Raw genomic sequence first — 22,193 nt, 5'->3', positions numbered from 1 at the left:
CAGCTTCACGTTCATGAATATTCGTTCTAAATTTTCTACGCTGGCAGTTCTGGGGCTGCTGAGTCTGGGCACCAGCAGCTGCTCCGACTTCCTGAACCCAGAGCCGCGTAACTCTGTGGACCGCTCACAGGTATTTACGGACCTAGAAGGCGCCCGCGCTGCCCTGAACGGCACCTACGGCAACCTGCTAAGCGCCAACAATACGGGCCTGCGCGTTCCCATCTTTGCCGACATGCTGGCCGACAACCTGGCGCACATCGGCACGTTCCCGTCGTTTGCCCAGCTGAAAAACCGGGCCGTTTTGCCGGACAATGCGGAGGTGACCAACATGTGGTCGTCGCTGTATAGCACCATTAACCGCGCCAACAACGTCATTGCCTACACGCCGGCCGTTACGGGCACCACAGATGCTGTAAAAAATCAGATTATCGGAGAGGCGCTGTTCGTTCGTGCGTTGGCTTACTTCTACCTGGTCAACTACTGGGGTGATGTGCCATTGGTAATTACGCCCACTACTACCCCGGACAATACACTGTTCGTGTCGCGCAACCCAAAGGCAGCCGTGTATGACCAGATGGTGGCTGACCTGACTGAAGCCGAAGCAGCACTGCCCACCACGGGCGGCCCTGCTCGCGCCTCACGTCTGGCTGCCACGGCGCTGAAGGCGCGCATTGCACTGTACCGCCAGCAATACTCCGAGGCTTCGCGCCTGGCTGACCTGGTGCTGGCTGGTGGGTACACCCTCAACCCCAGCTACCGTGCCGCGGTGGCCAGCGAAAACCCAACGGAGTCCATCTTCGAAGTGCAGTTTGACGCCCAGAACCAGAGCTCGTATGCCTTCTTCATGCTGCCTACCACTAATGGTGGCCGCAACGAGATGAGCCCTACCGGCCCTGGCTCAACGCTCACTACTGCCTACGAAACCGGCGACCAGCGTCGTGACGCTACCATCTCCAACGGTTCGTTTCAGCTCAACGGCCGCGCCATTGCTGTTGGCAACCAGGTGAAATACACCGACCCAGGCACGGGCACCGACAACTTCAAGGCTATCCGCCTAGCTGAGATTATCCTGATCAGCGCCGAGGCTAAGGCTCGTTTGAACGACGCACCCGGCGCCATTACGGCCCTGAACCGTATTCGTACACGAGCTGGTCTGCCCGTAGCGGCTGGCCTCACCCAGACCCAGGTACTGGATCTGATTGAGCGCGAACGTCGCGTGGAGCTGGCTCTGGAAGGCCACCGTTGGTTTGACCTGATTCGCACGGGCCGGGCCCAGGCGGTTCTCAACATCACCGACGTAAACCGTCTGCTGTTGCCGATTCCGTTCCGCGAGACCCTGAACAACCCCAACATGGTTCAGAACCCGGGCTACAACTAAGCCTGATGGATTTATAGAAAAATACCCCGGCCAGTGGTCGGGGTATTTTTTTTGTAGCTGGCATATCTAGCGCTAGTAACTATTCGGACAAATCTGCCAAGCGTAGCACTACCGGCTCCTGGGGTTGGGCGGGCTGCTGCAGCCACCGGACGATCTGGCGAGCTGCTTCGGCGGGCGATACCAACGCGCCGTCCTGCTTTAGACCAACAAACCGCTCTGCTTCGCTGAACTGCTCGCGGTCAGCGGAGCGGATGTGCTCCTGCATAGCGGTGTCCAGCACGCCGGGGGCGAGGCTGCGGATGCGGATGCCGGAGCCACGCAGGTCTTGTTCTTTTTGAGCCACCGCTGACAACGCATCGAGGGCGGCTTTGGAGGCACAGTAGGCTCCCCACCCATCTACAGGGCGCTGAGCGGCACCGCTGCTAATGTTAAGGATAGTTCGGGGAATACCAGTGTGCTGTTGGTAGGTAGCCAAAAACGTATTCATCAGCATAGCCGGGGCAATGACGTTGACATCGAACACAAACTCAAAGTGCTCATTCGGCAGTTCGCCCATGTACTTCACCTCGCCCAGCACACCCGCATTGTTGATGAGCGTGATGCTGGCAGCATCGGGGCAGGCAGGAAATACCTTGAACAGGTTGTTCTGCACAGCCAGCATGTCAGACAAGTCCAAGGGCTGGTGGCGGTACCGCTCGTGCTGGATAGTAGCATGTCGTGACACCCCCACGACTATGGTATCGGGTTGCAACAGCAGTTGTTCGGCAAGCGCCTTGCCTAAGCCGCGGCTGGCGCCAGTGATGATGTAGTAATGCATGAAAGGAATGGTGTGTAGTGAGAGCTAATGAAAATACGGCCGTAAACAAAAAGAAGCGGCCGGTGGCCACTTCTTTTTGTCTTGTATGCGCACTGCGGGAACTAGCTATGGCCCAGGCCAGCGGCCCTATTAGAGAATATACTGGCTCAGGTCGCGGTTGCCGACCATGTTCTGCAGGCGCTCATTTACCAGGTCGCGGGTGATGAGGATGCGGGCGTTGGGGCCGATGCGGTCCGGTACGTCGAACAGGATGTCGTTGAGCAGGCGGCTCATGACCGTATGCAGGCGGCGCGCTCCAATATTTTCCACCTCGGCGTTGACATTGAAGGCAATTTCGGCGAGTTGCTCCAGCGCCTCGTCCTCGAAGGTCAGCACTACGTCCTCGGCCTGCAGCAGGGCTTCGTACTGCTTGGTGAGAGCGTTTTTGGGGTCCTTCAGAATCCGGAAGAAGTCGTCTTTCGTGAGGCTCTGCAGCTCCACGCGGATGGGGAAGCGGCCCTGCAGCTCCGGAATCAGGTCGGAGGGTTTGGCGACGTGGAAGGCGCCGGCAGCAATGAACAGGATGTGGTCGGTGTTGATGATGCCGTACTTGGTGCTCACGGCCGAGCCCTCCACGATGGGCAGCAGGTCGCGCTGCACGCCTTCTCGGCTGACGTCGGGGCCGCTGCCGCCTTTACCGCTGCGGCTGGCTACTTTGTCGATTTCGTCGATGAAGATGATGCCGGCGTTTTCGGCGTTGCGGATGGCTTCGTCCTTCACCTCATCCATATCAATGAGCTTGGCGGCTTCCTCGTCGAGCAGAATTTTGCGAGCCTCGGCAATGGTGACTTTGCGCTTGCGGGTTTTCTTGGGCATCATCGAGCCCAGCATGTCCTGCAGACCGGCCATCGAGGCCTCGTCCATGCCGGGCGCGGCGCCCAGCACGCCGATGCCGGGGGCGCCGCCCTGCTGCACCTTGATGTCGATTTTACGGTCGTCCAGCTCGCCGCTGCGGATTTTCTCGCGGAACTTGTCGCGGGTGCGCTCGTTCAGCTCGTAGTCCGACTCGGGCATGGCGCTGCCATCGTGGCTACCGCTGAAGCCGACCGACGACTTGCTGCTGCCGCCGCTCACGGACGGAATCAGGGCGTCCAGAATCAGGTCTTCCACGGCCTGGGCAGCCTGCACTTTCACTTCTTCCTTGCGGCGCTGCTTCACCTGGTTCACCGACTGCTCCACCAGGTCGCGCACCATGCTTTCCACGTCGCGGCCCACATAGCCGACTTCCGTGAACTTGCTGGCTTCCACTTTGGTGAAGGGGGCATCGGCAATGGCGGCCAGGCGGCGGGCGATTTCGGTTTTGCCGACGCCCGTCGAGCCAATCATGAGGATGTTGTTGGGCACGATTTCGCGCTGCATGTCCAGCGGGGCATGCAGGCGGCGCCAGCGGTTGCGCAGCGCAATGGCCACGTGCCGCTTGGCCTCGTGCTGGCCAATGATGTACTTATCCAGCTCGGCAACTATCTGCGAAGGGGTAAGAAAAGTCTGGAAATCGAGCATAAAAGGTGTGGGGAAATAGACGTAGCGGAAATACCGTAGCGCTGCCGGAAATGTTTGCCGCGGATGGGCCCGGAGCCCGGGCTTTATCGTGTGCCGCAGTGCGAGGGCAGCTATTGGGTTTTAACGAACAGCGAGTTCAGGTTGCGGGCGACGGTGAAGTAGTTGGCTGCGCCGCTGGCGTGCAGGCCGGCGCGGGTGTAGTCGAGCTGAAACTGGCTGATGCGCAGCATCACGCCAAAGGAAATACCGGCGCCCCCGGCCGCGTTGTCGAGCCGCAGCTCACGGCGCTGCAGGTGGTTGTAACCCAGGCGCACGTTCAGGTTTTTGCCCAGCAGCAGCTCGCCCCCCACGGCGAAATGCCGCGCTATCTGGTCGCCGAGGGTTTTCTTGCGCTTGACTTCCTCGCCGTTTTCGTCGAGCTGGCCGCGCTGATTGGGGTCGAGGTACACGATATCGAGGCGCTGCAGGTTGTGGGCCGTGATGGAAAAGCGCAGCGGCATGTGCTCGGGCTTGATGGAGGCCCCCAGCTGCACGTCCAGCGGCATTGGCTCGCGGCCGGCGCCAGCGTAGGGCCTGAGCTGGTAGCCGGCGTTTTTCACGGCCAGGCCCACCGTAAAGTCCTTCTCGGGGTGCTTGAAGACGGCGCCCACATCGGCTAGCAGCCCCACCGAGTGGTTGCCGCCGATGCCCGATACGGCCAGCTTACCAGTGCCGGCCAGCGTGAACGGGCCCTGCACGTAGGCATACGTGAGGCCGGCCGCATACTCGTTCACCGAAAATGTTCCCAATACGTTGTTGGCCGGGTCGCGCATGACCAGCTCGCCGTAGTTAAGGTAGCTCAGGGTCGCGCCCCACCGCCGCCCGGCATCCGCTTCCTTGGGCTTGAAGGCGTAGGCCAGGGTGCTTTGCTTGATGTCGGCCACATAATCGACAAACGACAGGGCTAGGCGCCCATCCATTTCGGCGTTCAGCAGCGCGGGGTTGCTGAGCAGCATGGTGGGGTCGGCGTCGCGCACGGATACGTTGACGCCGCCCAGGGCGGCCGTTTTGGCGCCCGGCGGCAGGTTCAGAAACGAGAAGGCCTGCTGCCCCCCAATCTGGGCCATGGCAGGCGAAACGCCCAACCCCAGGGCAACGGATAAGGGCACAAGAATACGGCGGTGTAGCGGTCCAGTCATCGGGCACCAAGATACGGCGTTTGGCAGGTAGTTGCAGAAGCTAAGACGGACGGGCCGGTGCATTTATTGCACTCCGCGCCTGGAGTTTGCCGGTCACTTCCCAACTACCTGCTGGCTGCTACTGCACCTCCACGCTGGGCGACGGGGCTATCGGCGCTTCATCGCGCACGACGAGTGGCATGGGGTGCGCCACCAGCTCATCGAGCAGCGCCACTCGCAGCACGTCGTCGACCCGGTCGGCGTAGTGGATGGTGAGGTCCTTGACGTACTCGGCGGGGATTTCCTCGATGTCCTTGCGGTTTTTCTGGCACAGGATAATGTCGCGGATACCGGCGCGCTTGGCGGCCAGCATCTTCTCCTTGATGCCCCCTACCGGCAGCACCTTGCCCCGCAGCGTGATTTCGCCGGTCATGGCGAGGTGGCTGCGGATTTTGCGCTGCGTGAACACCGAGGCAATGCTGGTGAAGATGGCAATGCCGGCGCTGGGGCCGTCCTTGGGCACGGCCCCTTCGGGGAAGTGAATGTGCAGGTCGTATTGGTCGAAGAGGCGGTAGTCGATGCCCAGCTCGTCGGCGCGGCTGCGCAGGTAGCTGAGCGCCGTAATGGCCGACTCCTTCATCACGTCGCCGAGCTGGCCCGAGAGCGTGAGCTTGCCCCGCCCGCGGCTCAGCAGGCTTTCAATGAACAGAATGTCGCCGCCCACGCTGGTCCAAGCCAGGCCGGTTACCACGCCGGCAGTTTCGTTGTCCTGGTACAGGTCCCGGTCGAAGGTGGCCGCGCCGAGGATGCGGACAATGTCCTTGGGCTCCAGCGCCGCCGGGAATTCCTCCTTCATGGCCTTGCTCTTGGCAATGTTGCGCACCACGGCCCCCAGCTTGCGCTCCAGGCTGCGCACGCCGCTCTCGCGGGTGTAGTCGTCTATCACACGCGACAGGGCAGGCGTGGTGATGGCCACGTCTTTGGTGCTCAGGCCGTGGTCGGTGAGGAGCTTGGGCCAGAGGTGTTTTTTGGCAATCTGGGTTTTCTCTTCCAGCGTGTAGCCGGTCAGGTCGATGATTTCCATCCGGTCGCGCAGGGCGGGCTGGATGGTTTCCAGCGAGTTGGCCGTGGCAATGAACAGCACCCGGCTCAGGTCGTACTCCACCTCCAGGTAGTTGTCGGTGAAGGTGGAGTTCTGCTCGGGGTCCAGCACTTCGAGCAACGCCGAGCTGGGGTCGCCGCGGAAGTCGGAGGCCAGCTTGTCGATTTCGTCGAGCACGATGACGGGGTTGGAGGCGCCGGCTTTCTTGATCTGGGCGATGATGCGGCCGGGCATGGCGCCCACGTAGGTTTTGCGGTGTCCCCGGATTTCGGCTTCGTCACGGACGCCGCCGAGGCTCATGCGCACGTATTTACGGCCCAGCGCCTTGGCAATGGAGCGGCCGAGGCTGGTTTTGCCCACGCCGGGAGGGCCGTAAAGGCACAAAATCGGCGCCTTCAGGTCTTGCTTCAGCTTAAGCACGGCCAGGTACTCGATGATGCGCTCCTTCACCTTTTCCATGCCGTAGTGGTCGGCATCGAGGATTTTCTTGGTGCGCTTCAGGTTGAAGTTGTCCTTGGTCTGCTCGGCCCAGGGCAGATCCAGCAGAAACTCCACGTAGTTCACGCTCAACGGATACTCGGCGGCCTGCGGGTTCACGCGGCCCAGCTTGTCGAGTTCCTTGGCGAAATGCCTGGCCACTGATTCCGGCCACTGCTTGAGCTTGGCCCGCTGCCGGAACTTGTCGATTTCCTGATCCGGGCTGTCGCCGCCACCCAGCTCGTCCTGCAACACCTTGATCTGCTGGCGCAGAAAGTAGTCGCGCTGCTGCTGGTCGATGTCGGTGTGGACCTTGGTATGGATTTCGTGCTTGATTTCGAGGTGCTGAATTTCCTTCAGCATCAGCTCCAGCAGCATGGTGCCGCGCTCAACGCCGTCGTTGATTTCGAGCAGCTTCTGCTTCTGCCCCACTTCCACATTGATGTTGGACGAGAGAAAGTGCGTCAGAAACGACGGCGACTCGATGTTGTCGAGGGCCACCTGGGCTTCCTGCGGAATCTCGGGGTTGAGCTTGAGCATCTTGGCGGCCGCGTCTTTCAGCGACGCCACCAGCGCCTTCACTTCCTTGGAAGCCTTGTCGGGGAAAATCTCCGGGGCGTAGCTGACGCGGGCAGTGAGGTAGGGCGTGCTTTGCAGCTCCTCCTCAATCTGGAAGCGCGACTGGCCCTGGATGATGATGGTGGTATTGCCGTCGGGCAGCACCAGCAGCTTCAGAATCTTGGCCATGGTGCCCACCTGGTAAAGGTCGGCCAGCGTGGGGTCGTCGTGCTGGTTGTTTTTCTGCGCCACCACCCCGATAATCTTGTTGCCGCGGTAGGCCTTGCGCACCAGCCGGATGCTCTTCTTGCGCGTGACCGTGACGGGCAGCACCACCCCCGGAAACAGCACCGTGTTGCGCACCGGCAGCAGCGGCAGCGTTTCGGGCGACTCCTGAGCGTTGAGCGGCTGGTCGGGGTCGGTGGCTACAATGGATACGATATCGGAAGAGTCGTCGGTCATCAGCAGGAAAGGCGAAGAAAAGGCAGCTGGAATTGAAGGCATATACGCGGATCGGAGCAAAAGCGGCAGGCGGTGCCAGAATGGCAGCACCCCGGCGGCCGGCCGGGGCGCCCGGGCACCGCTACCCAATATACAGGGTTGACAAGTGCCGTGCCACCCTGCCCCGGGCCCGCCGGGTGCGCCGCGCTGGCACCCGGCCCGGCCACTCCGGCAGCCCGGCCGGCCACTAGCGGGGTATACCTGAAAATTCCTATTTTTGACCGCCCGCGCCGCCCCCGGCCGGCTCCGGTGTTGTATTCTGCTATGTTCTGCTCCTTTCGTTCTTTGCTGCTGCTGCTGTGGCTGGCGGCTTTCCCGCTGGTTTGCCAGGCCCAGAAAAGCATCAATGCCCGCACCCGCGTCGTGCGCGCCCGGCCCGACCTCAGCCCCAGCTTTCCGAACATCAACCGGGTGGCGTTTTACGAAAACAAGAAAGAGCTGAAGGCCATCCAGAAAGCCGAGAAGCGCCGCCAGTGGCGGCAGGCGCGCGTGCTGCTGGGCGCGTACGTGGCCAAGTTCGGCATCGAGAACTTCTACAAAAACACGCCCATGCTCTGGCGCATGGCCCAGCTGTGGGAAAAGGAAGGCGACCAGGAGCGCGCCAAGGCCTACTACCGCCTGGCCCTCAAGCACCACCGCCAGGACGTGAAGAAGATTCAGCTCTACTACGACTCACTGGAGCAGAAAACGGCCGACTTCTACGTGCCGCTGAAGGTGTACTACGAGCTGGTGGAGTACCGCAAGAACATCGTGGCCTTTCGCCCGCCCAAGGGCGTGCTCACCACCATGGGCGACGCCGTGAACTCGCCGGTGGAAGACTACGGCCCCACCCTGAACCCCGACGCCAGCATGCTGCTATTTTCGTCGAAGCGCAAGGTGCGCGGCGGCATCAAGCAGGTGATTGACGAGGATTTGTATGTGTCGCGCAAGGATGGCGAAATGTGGACCGACGCCGAGCCGCTGCCCAAGCCCATCAACTCGCCCTACAACGAGGGCTCGGCCTGCTTCACCAAAGACGGCAAAACCATCTACTTCGCCCGTTGCGAGTGCCCCAACTGCCACGGCAACTGCGACCTGTTCACGTCCACGTTCCAGGATGGGCAGTGGAGCGTGCCCAAGAGCCTGGGCTCCCAGGTGAACTCCGGCGCCTGGGACTCGCAGCCCACCCTCTCGCGCGGCGAGGACACGCTGTATTTCGCCTCTGATAGGCTGGGCGGCTTCGGGCTGTCGGATATCTGGTACACCTACAAAACCAAGAACGGGCAGTGGGCCAAGGCCCTGAACATGGGCCCGATTGTGAACACGCGCGAAAGCGAGGTGAGCCCCTTTTTCCACCCGCTCTACAACGTGCTGTACTTCAGCTCGCGCGGGCAGCTGCTCAACTACGGCGACTTCGACATCTACAAAACCTACCGGGTGCAGGGCCGCTGGCAGGAGCCCCGCAACATTGGCCCGCTCGTGAACGGCAAGGGCTCGGAGTACTACTTCACCATCGACAGCGAGTCGAAGAACCTGTATTATGCCCGCTCCGAGGAAAAGGAAATGAAGAACCTGGACCTCTTCTCGTTTCCGCTCCCGATGGAGGCGCAGCCGCTGGCCACCACCCACGTGGAGGGCCTGCTGATGGACTCCGTCAGCCGCAGGCCCCTGGGCGGCATCGTCACGATTGTGGATACCGACAACGGCATTGAGGTGGCAGCCAAGTACCTGCGGCCCGACGGCTCGTTTGACTTCGACCTGATTGACGGCTCGCACTACGTGATGATTATCCAGAGCCCCGATTTCTTTAGTTTGGAGAAGAAGTTTGAGTTGAAAGGCGACACGGTGATGAAGCTCATGACCAACTCGATTGACTACGGCCTGCCGCTGATTTTCCAGAACATCGAGTTCGACCAAGACAAGTCGCACATCCGGGCGTCCATGCAGCCCATTCTGGACCGCATTGCGCTGTTCATGGTCGACCACCCGACGTTCCGCCTCAGCATCACGGGCCACACCGATTCCAAAGGCGACCCGGAATTCAACGAGCGGCTCTCGCAGGAGCGGGCTGAGTCCATCCGGCGCTACATCGAAACCAAGGGCAAGCTCAAGCCCAACCGCATCGACAGTTTCGGCTACGGCTCCACCAAACCGCTGAAGGAGGAAGTCACCGACGAAGACGCCAAAACCAACCGCCGCGTGGAGTTCCGCCTCATCCGGCCCGACGGCGAAGAAAGCAAGAAGCCCGCCGCCGACGGTGGCGGCGAGTGGAAGTAACGAAATGTAGCATAGGCTTCAGCCTGTGCTCGCCAGCGCGTGTCATTGCGAGCAGCGCGAAGCAATCCTTCCTCTCCGTGCGCTAAGCGCAAATTAAGCACAAAGCCCTCCGGCACTAGGTTACGCACCTAACACCGGAGGGCTTATCTATAAGGAAAGTGTCTGCCACGAGAGGAAGGATTGCTTCGACACTGGCTTGATTCGCCATATGCTCGCAACGACAGCGGGCACAGGCTAAAGCCTATGCTACATGCCGCTACCAGTTGAACTTCTGGGTTTCCTCGCCGTCGCGGAACAGCTGGCTTTGCTTTTTGCCGCCAGCTTCCAGGTTTACGATGTTCATCTGGTCGGGGAATTGGTCGAGCAGCAGCGTGTTGCGCAGCGTGAAACCGGTAAGCGGCCGGGCGGTTTTCAGGGTGAAGTAGAGCCAATGGGCATCCCGCTCTTTCTGCAGCCCCAGAAACTGCAGCGGCAGCGCCTCGCCCGGCCGGGCCCCGAATGCCAGCGACTTGCGCAGCAGGGCCGTGGTCAGCTGTTGCACCAGTGGCTTGGGGGTCTGGTCGAGGCTGATGGGGGTTGGCTGCCCTACCGACAGGGCCTCCTCGAAGTCGTCGGTGAAGACTTTGAGGGCCACTTCCAGCTGCTGCTTGGCCGGGTTGTAGCGCACATCCAGGATGCTGGCGTGGTAGGTATGCGCCCATACCGTGAGCGAGGCCAGCAGCAGCAGCGAGAACAACAGGAGTTTACGAAACATCATAGGAGAGTAAGACAGGAACCCGGCCAAGGCGATAATCATGCCGGGGCAGGCAGTCCGCGCAGACGGGTCCGGGTGGCAGCCGGCGACTACCAGACGGGTTTCGAGGAGCAGGGCTGCAAAAGTAACGGGCTTCTCTACCTTTGCGGCGGGCAGCGCGCGGCTTCACCCGGCACCTACTGCCAGGCACTGCCGCCATCAGCCCCTTTTCTCGCAACATTCCAACTGACCCGATATGGCGCACAACACTCCTTCTACCTCTATTCCGGCCCAGACCATGCAGCTTGGCTCCTACCAGGCCGCTGTCGACAGCAAGCTGCAGGAATTCAACGACAAAAACTTCACGGCGGGCTTCTGGCAGAAGCAGGCCGACCTGTGGGTGCAGGACGCCGACGCCCAGCAGAGCCTGCGCAGCTTCATGGGCTGGCTGCGCGTGGCCGAAACCATGCTGCCCCGGGTGGGCGAAATCCAGGACTTTGCCCGCGAGGTGAAGGCCGCCGGCTTCCGGCACGTAGTGGTGATGGGCATGGGCGGCAGCACCATGACGCCCATCGTGTTCAAGCAGGCCTTCGAGCAGAGCGCCGACGGCCTGCCGCTGTCCGTGCTCGACACCACCAACCCCGGCTCGGTGCGCGAGATTGAAGCCGCCGTGCCGCTAACCGAAACCCTGTTTGTGGTAGCCAGCAAATCGGGCACCACGGCCGAGCCGCTGGCGTTTGGCGACTACTTCTACGCCCGCCTGAAAGAGCTGAAAGGTAAGAAGGCCGGCGAAAACTTCGTGGCCATCACCGATCCCGGCTCCAAATTCGTAACCCAGGCCACCGCCGAGGGCTACCGCCGCATTTTCCTGAACTTCACGGAGGTGGGCGGCCGCTTCTCGGCCCTCTCCTACTTCGGGCTTGTGCCGGCCGCGCTGTATGGCATCGACATTAAAACGCTGCTGGAGCGCGCCATTGGCATGATGAAGGCCAGCGGCTCGGAGGGCCACGTAGCCAACAACCCCGGCCTGGATCTGGGCGTGGCGCTGGGCGTACTGGCCCAGCAGGGCCGCGACAAGCTCACGCTGGTGGTGCCCGCCGGGCTCTCCGACTTCGGCCTGTGGCTGGAGCAGCTCATTGCTGAAAGCACCGGCAAGGAAGACAAAGGTATCCTGCCCCTGGCTGGCGACCCGCTCAACGGCCCCGAGGTATATGGCCAGGACCGCGTGTTTGTGTACGTGGGCTACGAAGGTCAGCCGGACACCGAGAACCGCCGGAAAGTGGCGGCGCTGCAGGCCGCGGGCCATCCGGTTATCACCATTCTGCTCCACGATGCACTGGACCTAGGCCAGGAGTTCTTCCGCTGGGAAGTAGCCACGGCCGTAGCCAGCGCCGTGCTCCAGCTCAACCCGTTCGACCAGCCCAACGTGCAGGCCGCCAAAACCGCCACCGACCAGCTGATGAAAGTGGTGGTGGAAAAAGGCGCGCTGCCCCAGACCAGCTCCCCGGTGCTGGAGCAGGACGGCTTGGCCTACTACACCAGCGTAGCGGGCGCCACCCCCGCCGACGTGTTGCGCGCCTTCTTCGACCAGACTAAAGCCGGCGACTACCTCTGCATTCAGGCCTACCTGATGGAAACGCCCGCCCTGAACGCCGAGCTGGACGAACTGCGCGCCCTGGTGCAGCAGCGCAAGCACATTGCCACGGCTTCGGGCTACGGCCCGCGCTTCCTGCACTCCACCGGCCAGTACCACAAAGGTGGCCCCGACACCGGCCTGTTCCTGCAAATCACCACCGACCACGCCCAGGACCTAGACCTGCCCGGCCGCCCGTACACGTTCGGCACGTTCCAGAACGCCCAGGCCGCCGGCGACCTGCAGGCCCTGCACGACTACAACCGCCGCACCCTGCGCGTGCACCTCGGCACCACCGGCGAAGAAGCCGGCGTAACCAAGCTGCTACAAGCCCTGAGCACAGCCCTAAACGCCGAGTAACGCAGGTTTCAGTAGCTGAGTAAAACAGAAAGAGGCTTGCCGTTTGGCAAGCCTCTTTCTGTTTCAGGTGATGTGGAAAACCAAACCAACTCCGTCCACAAAATCCGTGAAATCCGCTAAAATCCGTGCTAATCCGTGATTCTAACGGCCAAAGTCGTCCTGGACGCGCACGATGTCGTCTTCGTCGGAAGGCTGCGCGGCGTCGGTGTGCTGCCAGATTTCAGCCAGCACGCCCCAACCGCTCAGGCCCACGAGACGGTGCCGCTCGCCTTGGCGCAGCGTAATCATTTCGCCGGGCTGGTAGGTTTTAAGCTCACCTTCTTCGTCAGTGTTGCTCGTGACCACGCCCACCGGCCCCTGCACCACGCGCCAGATTTCGGCGCGGCGGTGGTGGTACTGCCACGACAGCCGCTTGCTCGGCGCCACCAGCAGAATTTTAGGGCTCAGCTTGCCGGAAATGCGCAACGTATCTACTGATAGGCTATCAAAATAGACATCGGCAAACTGCTGGGCCTGGTCTTCCGCAATTACGAAAAAGCCGCCCCACGGCCGGGCCTGGTCCTGCCTATCAATGCGAAACCCTTGCTGCTGAAGTTGAGTCTCAGTTTGCTGAAATAGCTGTGTCTTTCTCTCGTCGAGGGTGCTCATCAAAAATGCAAAAAGGAATAATGGCGCAAGTTCTGAAAAAAGCAATAATACCCGGCAGCTACCTTTTTAACAGCAGGCAACCACCGGGCATCCGTTAGACTCGCCTAAATCCCGATTTTCTTCAGGATGGGGTTGATGATGAGCACGAAGGCCATGAGCGTAAGCAGCATCATCATGCCTACCTTCTGGGCATTCTCCATAAACCGGTCGGAGGGCTTGCGGCCGGCTACCATTTCGTAGAGCAGGAATACCACATGGCCGCCGTCGAGGGCCGGGATGGGCAGCAGGTTCATGAAGGCCAGCACCATCGAGAGCATGCCGGTCATGGTCCAGAACCACACCCAGTCCCAGGTGGGGCCGTATTGCTGGGCAATTTCCCAGGGGCCGCCCACCGACTTGCGGAACGAAGCTTCGCCCTTGAAGATCTTGCCGAACGCCGTAATCTGGTTGGTGATGACGCCAAAGGCCTTTTTCGTACCCACCGGCACCGACTCGCCGAAGGAGTAGTAACGCACCGATTCCTTGAGCAGCGACTTGGGGAAGAAGCCCAGGTGGCCTTCCTCGTCCACGGTGATGTCTAGGGTTTTCAGGGCGCCGGCGCGTTCCACGGTCAGCTTCACGGGCTTACCGGCGCGTGCCAGCAGGTCTTTCTGAAACTCGGGGAAGAACTCCACCTTCTTGTTGTCGAGCTGCACGATCCGGTCGTTGGGGAGCAGGCCGCCCACAGCGGCGGGGCTGCCGGAGTTCACCCGATCCACGGCAAACGGGTTGCGGGGCATCACAAACCGCTCGGGGCCCTGGTCGGAGAGGCGGTCGAGGAAGTTGGCCGGCACGGGCACGTCCACCAGCTGGCCTTGGCGCTCCACGGTGTAGAACGAGTTGGAGCCCATCATCACGTCAGGGCTGTAGACGTCGTTGAACTCGGTGAAGGGGCGGCCGTTGATTTTCACGATTTTGTCGCCGGCGCGGAAGCCCATTTCCTCGCCCAGCTTGCTGGGCAGGATGCCATAGCGCACCTCGGAAGCCGGCAGGTACGTATCGCCCTGCGAGTAGGTGAGCAGCGTGAAGATGAGGACGCCGGTGATGACGTTCATGATGATGCCGCCCAGCATCACAATCAGGCGCTGCCAGGCGGGCTTGGCCCGGAACTCGTTGGGCTGGGGCTCGGCGGCGAGGCTGTCGGCGTCCTGCGTCTCGTCGATCATGCCGTGGATGGCCACGTAGCCGCCCAGCGGAAACCAGCCGATGCCGTACTCCGTTTCGCCGATTTTTTTCTTCACCAGCGCGAAGTTGAGCACGTTCGGCAGTGGAAACAGGAAGTCGAAGAAGATGTAAAACTTATCGACCCGGATTTTAAAGTATTTGGCGGTTGCGAAGTGTCCGAACTCGTGCAAACCAACCAGAATGGAAAGGCCCAGCAGCATTTGCCCGGCCATGATGAGAATTTCCAACGGAAAGTAATTAGGTGATGAAGTGAACGGTGATGAGGTGGCTGATGCGGATGAAACACGGAAACAACGATAAACGTGTCGTCTGTTGTCTGCCGCTATTCTTTACACTTACGCGCGCTTCAGCCAATGACTTCCTGCGCGACGCGCCGTGCCTCCTTGTCAGTAAGCACGTAGTCGTCGAGCGACGGATTGGCAAGGTACGAAACCCGGCTCAGGCACTCCTCCACCACGTCCGACATTTGCAGAAAACCGACCTCATCGCGCAGGAAGGCCGCTACGGCCACTTCGTTGGCGGCGTTGAGGATGCAGGGGGCGTTGCCGCCGCGCTCCATGGCCGCAAACGCCAGCGCCAGGTTGCGGAAGGCGGCCGTATCGGCCGGCTCGAAGGTGAGTTGGGGGTAGTCGAGGAAGCGGAAGCGCGGGAAGTCGTTGGGTAGCCGCTGCGGGTAGCCCAGCGCGTACTGAATGGGCAGCTTCATATCGGGCAGCCCCAGCTGGGCCTTCAGGGAGCCATCCTCGAACTGCACCAGCGAGTGAATGATGCTCTGCGGATGCACTACTACCTCAATCTGGTCGTTGCGCAGCCCAAACAGCCACTTGGCCTCCATCACCTCCAGGCCCTTGTTCATGAGCGAGGCCGAGTCGATGGTGATTTTGGCGCCCATGTCCCAGTTGGGGTGCTTGAGGGCCTGGGCCTTCGTGACCTGGGCCAGCTGCTCACGGCTGCGGCCCCGAAACGGGCCGCCCGAGGCCGTGAGGATGATTTTCTCGATGGGATTCTGCTCTTCCCCGACCAGGCACTGGAAAATGGCGGAGTGCTCGGAATCGACGGGCAGCAGGCGCACGCCGTGCTCCTGCACCAGCCCGGTGATGAGCTGGCCGGCCACCACCAAGGTCTCCTTGTTGGCCAGCGCAATGTCTTTGCCGGCCCGAATGGCGGCCACCGTGGGCAGCAGCCCGGCGTAGCCCACCATGGCCGTGAGCACCACGTCGGTGTCGGGGCGGGCGGCTACTTCGGTGAGGGCGGCCACGCCGGCCAGCACCTCGGTTTCGGGCTGCCCGGCCAGGGCGTCGCGCACCTGCTGGTACTTGGCTTCGTCGCCGATGACCACGGCGGCGGGCCGGAACTCGCGCGCCTGCGCTACAAGCAAGTCGGCGTTGGACTGCGCCGACAGGGCCGAAACGAGAAACCGCCCGGGCTGGGCGCGCACCACGTCGAGGGCCTGGGTGCCGATGGAGCCGGTGGAGCCCAGCAGACTGACGCGTTTGGGGAATTCAGAGGGCATAGAAAATCGGGATACTGGGGTAAGCAAAGGTAGTGCAAGCCCGCACAGTTAGCGGCAGCCACGGCGGGCGTTGTGGGCGGCTGTAGCTGTGCGGGCAGAACCATTCGGCCGGAATCTGGCCTGCCGCCCCGAAAACCGCGTACTTTGCTCTTTCAGCTACCTGCCTACTCCCCGTGAACGAACCTGCCGCCGCTTCTGCTGCCTTCGACAAAGCCCGCACCGGCCTGTGGGCCAGCCTGCAAAAACACCTGAGCACCGTGTACGCCGCCGAAAAGCAGTTTCGGGCGGCCACGGCCTTCACCACCGAATTCCCCTTTTCTGCCGCCGCTCTGGAGCCCCAGCAGTTGCTCGACTACCAGCACCAGCGCGCCGTGCTGCGCGACCTGTTCGTGGACGAAACCAGCCAGCTCGATAGCCTGGTGAAAGCCGTGCGCCAGAAAAGCTACGCCGAGGACGACAAGAAACTGCTGTTTATGATGATTCTGGGCTACATGGACGTGGCCGCCACCATCTTCACCCTGCTCGACACGCACCGCCCCAGCCGCATGGACAAGGACGAGGAGCTGGAAGAAGCCGCCACCAAGTTCGAGCGGGTCCGCAACTTCGTACGCCTCAACATCCGCGGCCTGGGCAGCCTGCTGCCGCGGCTGTAGCCGGCTGTGGCCCGGACTTCAGTCCGTAGCCCGTCTGACTGAGCACTCCGCTGTACAAGCTACGGGCCTGTTTGCGCAGCGTGTTCGGGCTCCGAACTGCAGTCCGTGCCACCTTTCACGCGCTACGTAATGTCTTCAATCCGGACTGGCTTGCCGTTGAACGTAGCGGCCTCCCCGGCACGCTTGCCGGCCAGCGCCGCCGCTACCGGCGCGGCGGCTGATACGGCAAAGTAGTCCTGTTCCTCCACGGTGAGCTTGCCGGCGCTGATGCCGAGGTAGAACGTGCCCATGCTGGTGCGCACCAGCGCTCCGGGCCGCACGGTGTCGCAGGGCAGGGCGGGGTTGATGCGCTGCAGCTCACCCTGGAGCTGCTGAGCCTGCTGCAGCTGGATGGCGTTCCGGTCCCGCTCGTTCTGGGCCATGGCGCGGCCGGTTTCGTACTTGTCGCCGGCACTACTCTTGGTTTCGGAGTTGGCCGATTCCTGGGCGGCGCGGATGGCGGCCTGGCAGGCGTCGATGCGCTCCTGCACGTAGGCCAGGCAGAGGGCGTGGAGTTGGGGTTTTATCTGGAAAGTGACTTCCGTTGTAGTATTTGTCATTTGGGAAAAATCGTAATCCAGGAAATAACCGCCGTTACATTCACAATACGAGAATCAAACACTTCATCCGTGTATTTACCAACGTCCTTCTGTTTAGCAAACGTGTACGTAATCGGACTTCCCTTTAAGGAGGCAGTTTGAATGTTCTGGTTGTAATCATCCATCATGTCCTGCCCAACAGTAATGGCCGGAAAAGCGGTTCGTAATGCCCCTGATGTGGTACCCACTCCAATATTCTTTCGAGTTCGGTAAGAGGGGTGTAAAACCACTATTCCGCGGATTCTACCAGGTTTTTCCCAGTCTTCAAAGTATACGAAAAAAGGTCTTTTCTCTTGAGTAACCAGCACACCGCGAGGCGTGTCACCATCTCCATACCAGCCGTAGCGAGCCATATCTACTTTGGTGAAGGTGCACCCTTTGTATAGCTCCCGCAATTTACCTGTCGCCATACCTATTTGAGCCTTGCCCACGGAGGTATTTGTAATAACAGGGATATCCAAAAACGGTGGAGCAGAGGTAGCAGCCACCATCGATAATAACAGGCTCAGCAGGAACGTAAGCATCAGTCAGGAAATGTATGATTCGCTTTCTGCAATTCATTTGATTACTGCTGCACTACGTTCACCAGTACCGGAAAATGGTCGGAAGGGTACAGGCCGCGCATGGAATCGGTAAGAACGGCGTAATCCAAGACGGTAAACTGCCGGCTCACGAAGATGTAGTCGATACGGTCAGCCAGTTGCGCATCCAGCTTGAAGCCGTTGAACGTACCCACGGGGCCATAGGGTGGCTGCCGAGTGATGCGGAAGGCATCCTGGAGCAGCGTCTGCATCGTCCGGATTTGCTCGGTTTCGGGGGTGGAGTTGAAGTCGCCGACGCAGATAATGGGAGCATCTTTGGCAATTTCCCTGATCTTCTGCACCATCAGCAGGCCCGACTGGCGGCGGGCTTCCACGCCCTCGTGGTCGAAGTGGACGCTGAAGAAGAACAGCTCTTTTTTGGTGGCAAGGTCGCGGAAACGGGCCCAGCTACAGATGCGGTTGCAGCATTTGGCATCCCAACCTTTGGAGGGCTGGTCGGGTGTCTGGCTCAACCAGAAGTCGCCGGATTGCAGTAGCTGCAGGCGACTTTTCCGGTAGAAGATGGCCGAGTGCTCCCCGGCTTCCTTGCCATCGTCGCGGCCGTGGCCAACGAAGCTGTAGTCTGTTAGCTCGGCCACATCGTTGAGCTGGCCGCGGAAGCCTTCCTGGGTACCGAACACATCGAATTGGTGGTAGCGCACTAGGTTTTTGACCAGCTCCTTGCGGTTAGGCCAGGCATTCACCCCGTCGCTGGCCACGTTGAGGCGCAGGTTGTAAGTGGCTACCCGTAAGGGTTGGGTGGGCTTCTGAGCAACGGTGGAATGGCTGCCGAGCAGGAAGCTCAGCAGCACCAGAACAAGCAGGCGCATGGTGGAAGTGAAAGGTGGAAGGCGGAGCAAATTACGGGTTCTGGCTTACCCGGGTGCTTTCAGCCGGGCCAGGCCGCACGACCCTCCGCACGGCGGCTACCCAGTCGGCATCCTCCGGCTGCACAACTACCACCCGAAAGCCGTGCCGCTCGCCTTCCAGCCGCACGCCTTCAGAGTCATCCACCAGCAGGTCGAGGCCGAATGTGGGCGGGTGCTTGCTACACTGGGCCCGCACTTCCCGGTTGTGGCGCGGCTGATTGACGACCCCATCCAGCCGGATGCCGTGCAGACAGAACAGCTGCCGGATATGCCACACGCTGCGGTAAGACGTAGTGTACACCCACACTTCCCACCCCTGCGCCCGACAATAGGCCGCCAATTCCTTTATCCCTTGCCGCAGCCTTTCCGTTCGCAGCAACCGCGTCAGCAGCGGCCAGCGGGGCTGCTCCAGCGGAAACGGATAGTTGTTGCGGATGAGCGTATTGTCAAGGTCGAAGGCGATGTGCATTCTTCTAATGCCAGCAGAAGGCAACGGTTCCCAAAAAAGACCCTATGATTGGGCCACAAGCTAAAGTCCAAGCAGCGCGCCCAAGCTTTACTGAATGTGCTGGTCTTACCCACCTCCACAGGACATTGACAAGCCACCATACTGCGGATGGAAATAAGCCGAGCACACTGAACCCATACCACCGCCCCGTGAAGGCCGTCCACCACTCCTTCTGCAGTAATTCAGCATGTCCCTCCGGAGTTCCTAAAAAGAAGAAGGCAGCTAACAAGCACGTTAGAATACCCACTATTACTGACACGACGCCATTTACCTGATTCATAGCCAACTACTCAACAGCCCCTCCGCCAGCGTCCGGTCGTTGCTGAGGCGAGGCACTTTGTTTTGACCACCTAGCTTGCCCTGGCTTTTCATGTAGCGCTGGAAGGCCCCGGCTGGCAGCGGCGTGAGCAGCAGCGGAGCCAGAATATTGCCGGCCAGCAGGTCGTCGTAGTAGGTGTTGCGCTGGCGCAGGCCCGCGTCGAGGGCGGCGGCGAAGGCGGCAGGGTTGTGGGGCGGATGGGCGAATTCCACCAGCCACTCGTGGCGGGAGGGCACGGCGGGGTCGTCGCTGACGCGGGGGGCCACGGTGAACTCCACCACTTCCGCTTCGGGGTGCTGGCGCATGGCTTCGCGCAGAGTCTGCTCCACTTCCTCGCCGATAACATGCTCGCCAAAAGCCGACAGAAAGTGCTTGATGCGGCCCGACACCACCACCCGAAACGGGTACTTGCTTACGAAGCGCACCGTGTCGCCGATGGAGTAGCCCCAGAGGCCGGCGTTGCTGCTCAGCACCAGCGCGTACTGGCGGTCCAGCTCCACTTCGGCCAGCGTCAGGCGGGGCGGGTTGGGCTCAAAGAACCGCTCGGCCGGGATGAACTCGTAGAAGATGCCCGCGTCCAGCAGCAGCAGCAGGCCGGGGTTGCCGGGCTCGTCCTGGAAGGCCAGGAAGCCTTCGGAAGCCGGAAACAGCTCCACGCTGTCCACGGGCTGGCCGATGGTGTCGAACAGCTTTTTGCGGTAGGGCTCGAAGTTGACGCCGCCGTACACGAACAGGTCGAAATTGGGGAACACCTCCCCCACCGGCCGGCCCGTGCGCTGCACAATCCGGTCGAAGTACATCTGCACCCAGGGCGGAATCCCCGAAATCAGGGTCATCGGCGCCGGCAGGGTTTCATCTACAATCCGGTCGAGCTTGGTTTCCCAGTCCTCAATGACGTTGGTGGCGTAGCTCGGCAGCTGGTTGCGGCGCAGGTAGGCCGGCACGTGGTGGTTGACGATACCCGAGAGCCGGCCCGTGTGGATGCCGCCCACCGTTTCCAGCTCCGGCGAGCCCGACAGAAACATCAGCTTTCCATCCAGAAACCGGCTTTTGCCGGTGCGGTGCACGTAGTGGAGCAGGGCATCCCGCGCCCCGTTGATGTGGTTCGGGATGCTGTCTTTGGTGAGCGGAATGTATTTGGCCCCGGACGTAGTGCCCGAGGTTTTGGCCAAGTACAGTGGCTTGCCGGGCCAGAGCACATCGGCCTCGCCGGCCTTCACCCGCTCGAAATACGGCTTCAGGGCTTCGTAGTCGCGCACGGACACACGGGCGGCCAGGTCCTGGGCGGTGCGGGCCGTGGCCAGGTCATGGTCGCGGCCGAAAGCGGTGCGGGCGCCCTGCGCCAGCAGCCCGCGCAGCACCCGCTGCTGCGTGCCGATAGGGTCCTGCTGCCACTGGGCGTACTGGCGGACAACGTAGGCGGCCAGCGGCCGGCTCAGGGTGGATTTCAGACCCATATGTAGGCAGCATCGAAAAGTAAAGGCGTAAATGTACTGCGCTTGTCGCCTACTCGTAGCCTACTCTCTTCCATCCCGTTGCTTTGAAACAGGATGTATCCACTGGCTCAGCAAACTGCCATAGGCCCAATAACGGGGTGAGCTTAACAATCCGCTGCTGCGGATAACTGGTTGCAAAACCATCGTCCCGGGATTGTGCCACTATTCGAACGTTTGCGTCAGTTATGCTTTGATATAGAACCTGCTTGTCCTGCCATGTTGCCTCATGACCAACCCATTAAACGCCCAGCAACAACAAGGAATAGAAGAATGCAGGCACAGCCAGAAATGCTGCCGTACTCATCAACAGATACCGCAAGACGGGACGTAAGGTTGAAGCGCGGAAATTCAAGACCAATGCAATAGGCCATAACCAGCCCAATCCTATCTGTAAAAAATGGAAAGAAGTTCGAAGGTCTGTACTATCAACTATTTCAACTTTAGCGTAACTCGACAAGAGCTCTATGGTCCAAAGCACAAATCCTAACCAGCCCAAGGTAATGACCCAGTTATTTGGATCTGATGAGGAAGGTGGATCTACAGAAGGTAATGGCATTGTTGGGAAAAGTTTACGGTCCATGAAAGCGAGTATAGAAACCTCTGCTCCCGTAAGGCAGTATGCTAGTTGCGTATCGGCGCAACCCTCACTTCCAAACATACTCTACTTCCCCATGATCAACCAACGTGGCACGGCCGTCTGGAACGGCGACATCAAAGGCAGCGGCGAAATTGCCACCCAGAGCGGCACCGTTAAAGCCCCTTACTCGGTAGGTGCGCGCTTCGAGGGCCAGAAAGGCACCAACCCCGAAGAACTGATTGGCGCGGCCCACGCCGGCTGCTACACCATGTTCCTGACCAGCATCCTCACCAAAGATGGCAAAGCCGTCAAGCAGATCAACACCGAGTCGAAGGTGACGCTCGATACTTCAGGCGAGGTGCCGAAAGTGGTGAAAATCAGCCTGACCACCGAAGGCGAAGTAGAAGGCATCTCGCAGGAAGAATTCCAGCAGTACGCCGAGAAGGCAAAGGAAAACTGCCCTATTTCAGTCCTGCTGAAAGCCGTACCGGAAATGGAGTTGGCTTCGGCAAAGCTGAAGTAAGGTGTCACTCCGAGCGCAGCGAGGAATCTGGATTCATCACAAGTAGTTACCCAGATTCCTCGCTATGCTCGGAATGACAGTCCGTGCAAAACCGGCTGCGCCGCGTGCGTTGCCGGTTTTTCGCTTACTTTGC

General features: G+C 60.7%; 19 protein-coding genes. 5 read left to right on the top strand and 14 right to left on the bottom strand.

Annotated features, from left to right (window positions below):
- Positions 1 to 13: 13 nt before the first annotated feature.
- A complete protein-coding gene (locus N008_RS12935; protein WP_052381516.1) occupies positions 14 to 1,378 on the top strand; it encodes a RagB/SusD family nutrient uptake outer membrane protein in 1,365 nt (454 codons plus the stop codon).
- A gap of 79 nt (positions 1,379 to 1,457) precedes the next feature.
- Here the strand turns inward: N008_RS12935 and N008_RS12930 are convergent, their stop codons facing one another.
- From N008_RS12930 to lon, 4 genes are all read right to left on the bottom strand, one after another.
- Positions 1,458 to 2,195, bottom strand: coding sequence for an SDR family NAD(P)-dependent oxidoreductase (locus N008_RS12930; RefSeq protein WP_044016550.1), 738 nt, complete (start codon positions 2,193 to 2,195; stop codon positions 1,458 to 1,460).
- A gap of 129 nt (positions 2,196 to 2,324) precedes the next feature.
- The gene (gene hslU / locus N008_RS12925) at positions 2,325 to 3,734 is read right to left on the bottom strand and encodes an ATP-dependent protease ATPase subunit HslU (protein ID WP_044016548.1); all 1,410 of its coding nucleotides are present in this window, start codon (positions 3,732 to 3,734) and stop codon (positions 2,325 to 2,327) included.
- 110 nt (positions 3,735 to 3,844) lie between these two features.
- The gene (gene porQ / locus N008_RS12920) at positions 3,845 to 4,882 is read right to left on the bottom strand and encodes a type IX secretion system protein PorQ (protein ID WP_231569707.1); all 1,038 of its coding nucleotides are present in this window, start codon (positions 4,880 to 4,882) and stop codon (positions 3,845 to 3,847) included.
- Positions 4,883 to 5,030: 148 nt separating this feature from the next.
- Complete coding sequence (lon, locus tag N008_RS12915; RefSeq protein ID WP_052381515.1) at positions 5,031 to 7,532, bottom strand: endopeptidase La; 2,502 nt, start codon at positions 7,530 to 7,532, stop codon at positions 5,031 to 5,033.
- A gap of 261 nt (positions 7,533 to 7,793) precedes the next feature.
- Here lon and N008_RS12910 point away from each other — a divergent pair, with 261 nt between their 5' ends.
- Positions 7,794 to 9,785, top strand: coding sequence for an OmpA family protein (locus N008_RS12910; protein WP_231569705.1), 1,992 nt, complete (start codon positions 7,794 to 7,796; stop codon positions 9,783 to 9,785).
- Between the two features lie 256 nt (positions 9,786 to 10,041).
- On the opposite strand, the gene N008_RS12905 is transcribed toward N008_RS12910, so the two are convergent.
- Entirely contained in the window at positions 10,042 to 10,539 is a 498-nt protein-coding gene (locus N008_RS12905) for a DUF6702 family protein (RefSeq protein WP_044018728.1), read from the bottom strand.
- Between the two features lie 235 nt (positions 10,540 to 10,774).
- Between N008_RS12905 and N008_RS12900 the strand changes: the two genes are divergently transcribed.
- On the top strand, positions 10,775 to 12,511 hold the full coding sequence (locus N008_RS12900; protein WP_052381513.1) for a hypothetical protein: 1,737 nt from the start codon (positions 10,775 to 10,777) through the stop codon (positions 12,509 to 12,511).
- A gap of 141 nt (positions 12,512 to 12,652) precedes the next feature.
- Here the strand turns inward: N008_RS12900 and N008_RS12895 are convergent, their stop codons facing one another.
- The 3 genes from N008_RS12895 to N008_RS12885 all read right to left on the bottom strand — a co-directional run bounded on the left by N008_RS12895 (position 12,653) and on the right by N008_RS12885 (position 15,896).
- Complete coding sequence (locus N008_RS12895; protein ID WP_044016540.1) at positions 12,653 to 13,159, bottom strand: cupin domain-containing protein; 507 nt, start codon at positions 13,157 to 13,159, stop codon at positions 12,653 to 12,655.
- Positions 13,160 to 13,263: 104 nt separating this feature from the next.
- Positions 13,264 to 14,610 carry an RIP metalloprotease RseP gene (gene rseP / locus N008_RS12890; protein ID WP_044016538.1) on the bottom strand — a complete coding sequence of 449 codons (1,347 nt, stop codon included), beginning with the start codon at positions 14,608 to 14,610 and terminating at the stop codon, positions 13,264 to 13,266.
- Between the two features lie 119 nt (positions 14,611 to 14,729).
- Positions 14,730 to 15,896, bottom strand: coding sequence for a 1-deoxy-D-xylulose-5-phosphate reductoisomerase (locus N008_RS12885; protein WP_044016536.1), 1,167 nt, complete (start codon positions 15,894 to 15,896; stop codon positions 14,730 to 14,732).
- Between the two features lie 173 nt (positions 15,897 to 16,069).
- Here N008_RS12885 and N008_RS12880 point away from each other — a divergent pair, with 173 nt between their 5' ends.
- The gene (locus N008_RS12880; RefSeq protein WP_044016534.1) at positions 16,070 to 16,549 is read left to right on the top strand and encodes a hypothetical protein; all 480 of its coding nucleotides are present in this window, start codon (positions 16,070 to 16,072) and stop codon (positions 16,547 to 16,549) included.
- Positions 16,550 to 16,671: 122 nt separating this feature from the next.
- On the opposite strand, the gene N008_RS12875 is transcribed toward N008_RS12880, so the two are convergent.
- The 6 genes from N008_RS12875 to N008_RS23185 form a co-directional block, all read right to left on the bottom strand.
- Positions 16,672 to 17,148 (bottom strand): hypothetical protein, encoded by a 477-nt coding sequence (locus N008_RS12875; protein ID WP_044016531.1) that lies wholly within the window; start codon positions 17,146 to 17,148, stop codon positions 16,672 to 16,674.
- Positions 17,145 to 17,711, bottom strand: a complete 567-nt coding sequence (locus N008_RS23190) for a hypothetical protein (protein ID WP_156109307.1) — start codon at positions 17,709 to 17,711, stop codon at positions 17,145 to 17,147. Before N008_RS23190 ends, N008_RS12875 begins: the two co-directional genes overlap by 4 nt.
- A gap of 41 nt (positions 17,712 to 17,752) precedes the next feature.
- Positions 17,753 to 18,598 carry an endonuclease/exonuclease/phosphatase family protein gene (locus tag N008_RS12870; protein ID WP_044016529.1) on the bottom strand — a complete coding sequence of 282 codons (846 nt, stop codon included), beginning with the start codon at positions 18,596 to 18,598 and terminating at the stop codon, positions 17,753 to 17,755.
- Positions 18,599 to 18,629: 31 nt separating this feature from the next.
- The gene (locus N008_RS12865; RefSeq protein WP_052381512.1) at positions 18,630 to 19,106 is read right to left on the bottom strand and encodes a hypothetical protein; all 477 of its coding nucleotides are present in this window, start codon (positions 19,104 to 19,106) and stop codon (positions 18,630 to 18,632) included.
- A 315-nt stretch (positions 19,107 to 19,421) separates the two neighbouring features.
- The gene (locus N008_RS12860) at positions 19,422 to 20,921 is read right to left on the bottom strand and encodes a GH3 auxin-responsive promoter family protein (protein WP_044016527.1); all 1,500 of its coding nucleotides are present in this window, start codon (positions 20,919 to 20,921) and stop codon (positions 19,422 to 19,424) included.
- A 277-nt stretch (positions 20,922 to 21,198) separates the two neighbouring features.
- Positions 21,199 to 21,540 (bottom strand): hypothetical protein, encoded by a 342-nt coding sequence (locus tag N008_RS23185; RefSeq protein ID WP_156109306.1) that lies wholly within the window; start codon positions 21,538 to 21,540, stop codon positions 21,199 to 21,201.
- Between the two features lie 91 nt (positions 21,541 to 21,631).
- Between N008_RS23185 and N008_RS12855 the strand changes: the two genes are divergently transcribed.
- Complete coding sequence (locus tag N008_RS12855; protein ID WP_044016525.1) at positions 21,632 to 22,060, top strand: OsmC family peroxiredoxin; 429 nt, start codon at positions 21,632 to 21,634, stop codon at positions 22,058 to 22,060.
- The last annotated feature ends 133 nt before the right edge of the window (positions 22,061 to 22,193 follow it).

This window comes from Hymenobacter sp. APR13, assembly GCF_000737515.1.
Lineage (GTDB): Bacteria > Bacteroidota > Bacteroidia > Cytophagales > Hymenobacteraceae > Hymenobacter.
The sequence above is the reverse complement of the archived record's forward strand: the minus strand, read 5'-3'. Positions and strand labels throughout refer to the sequence as shown.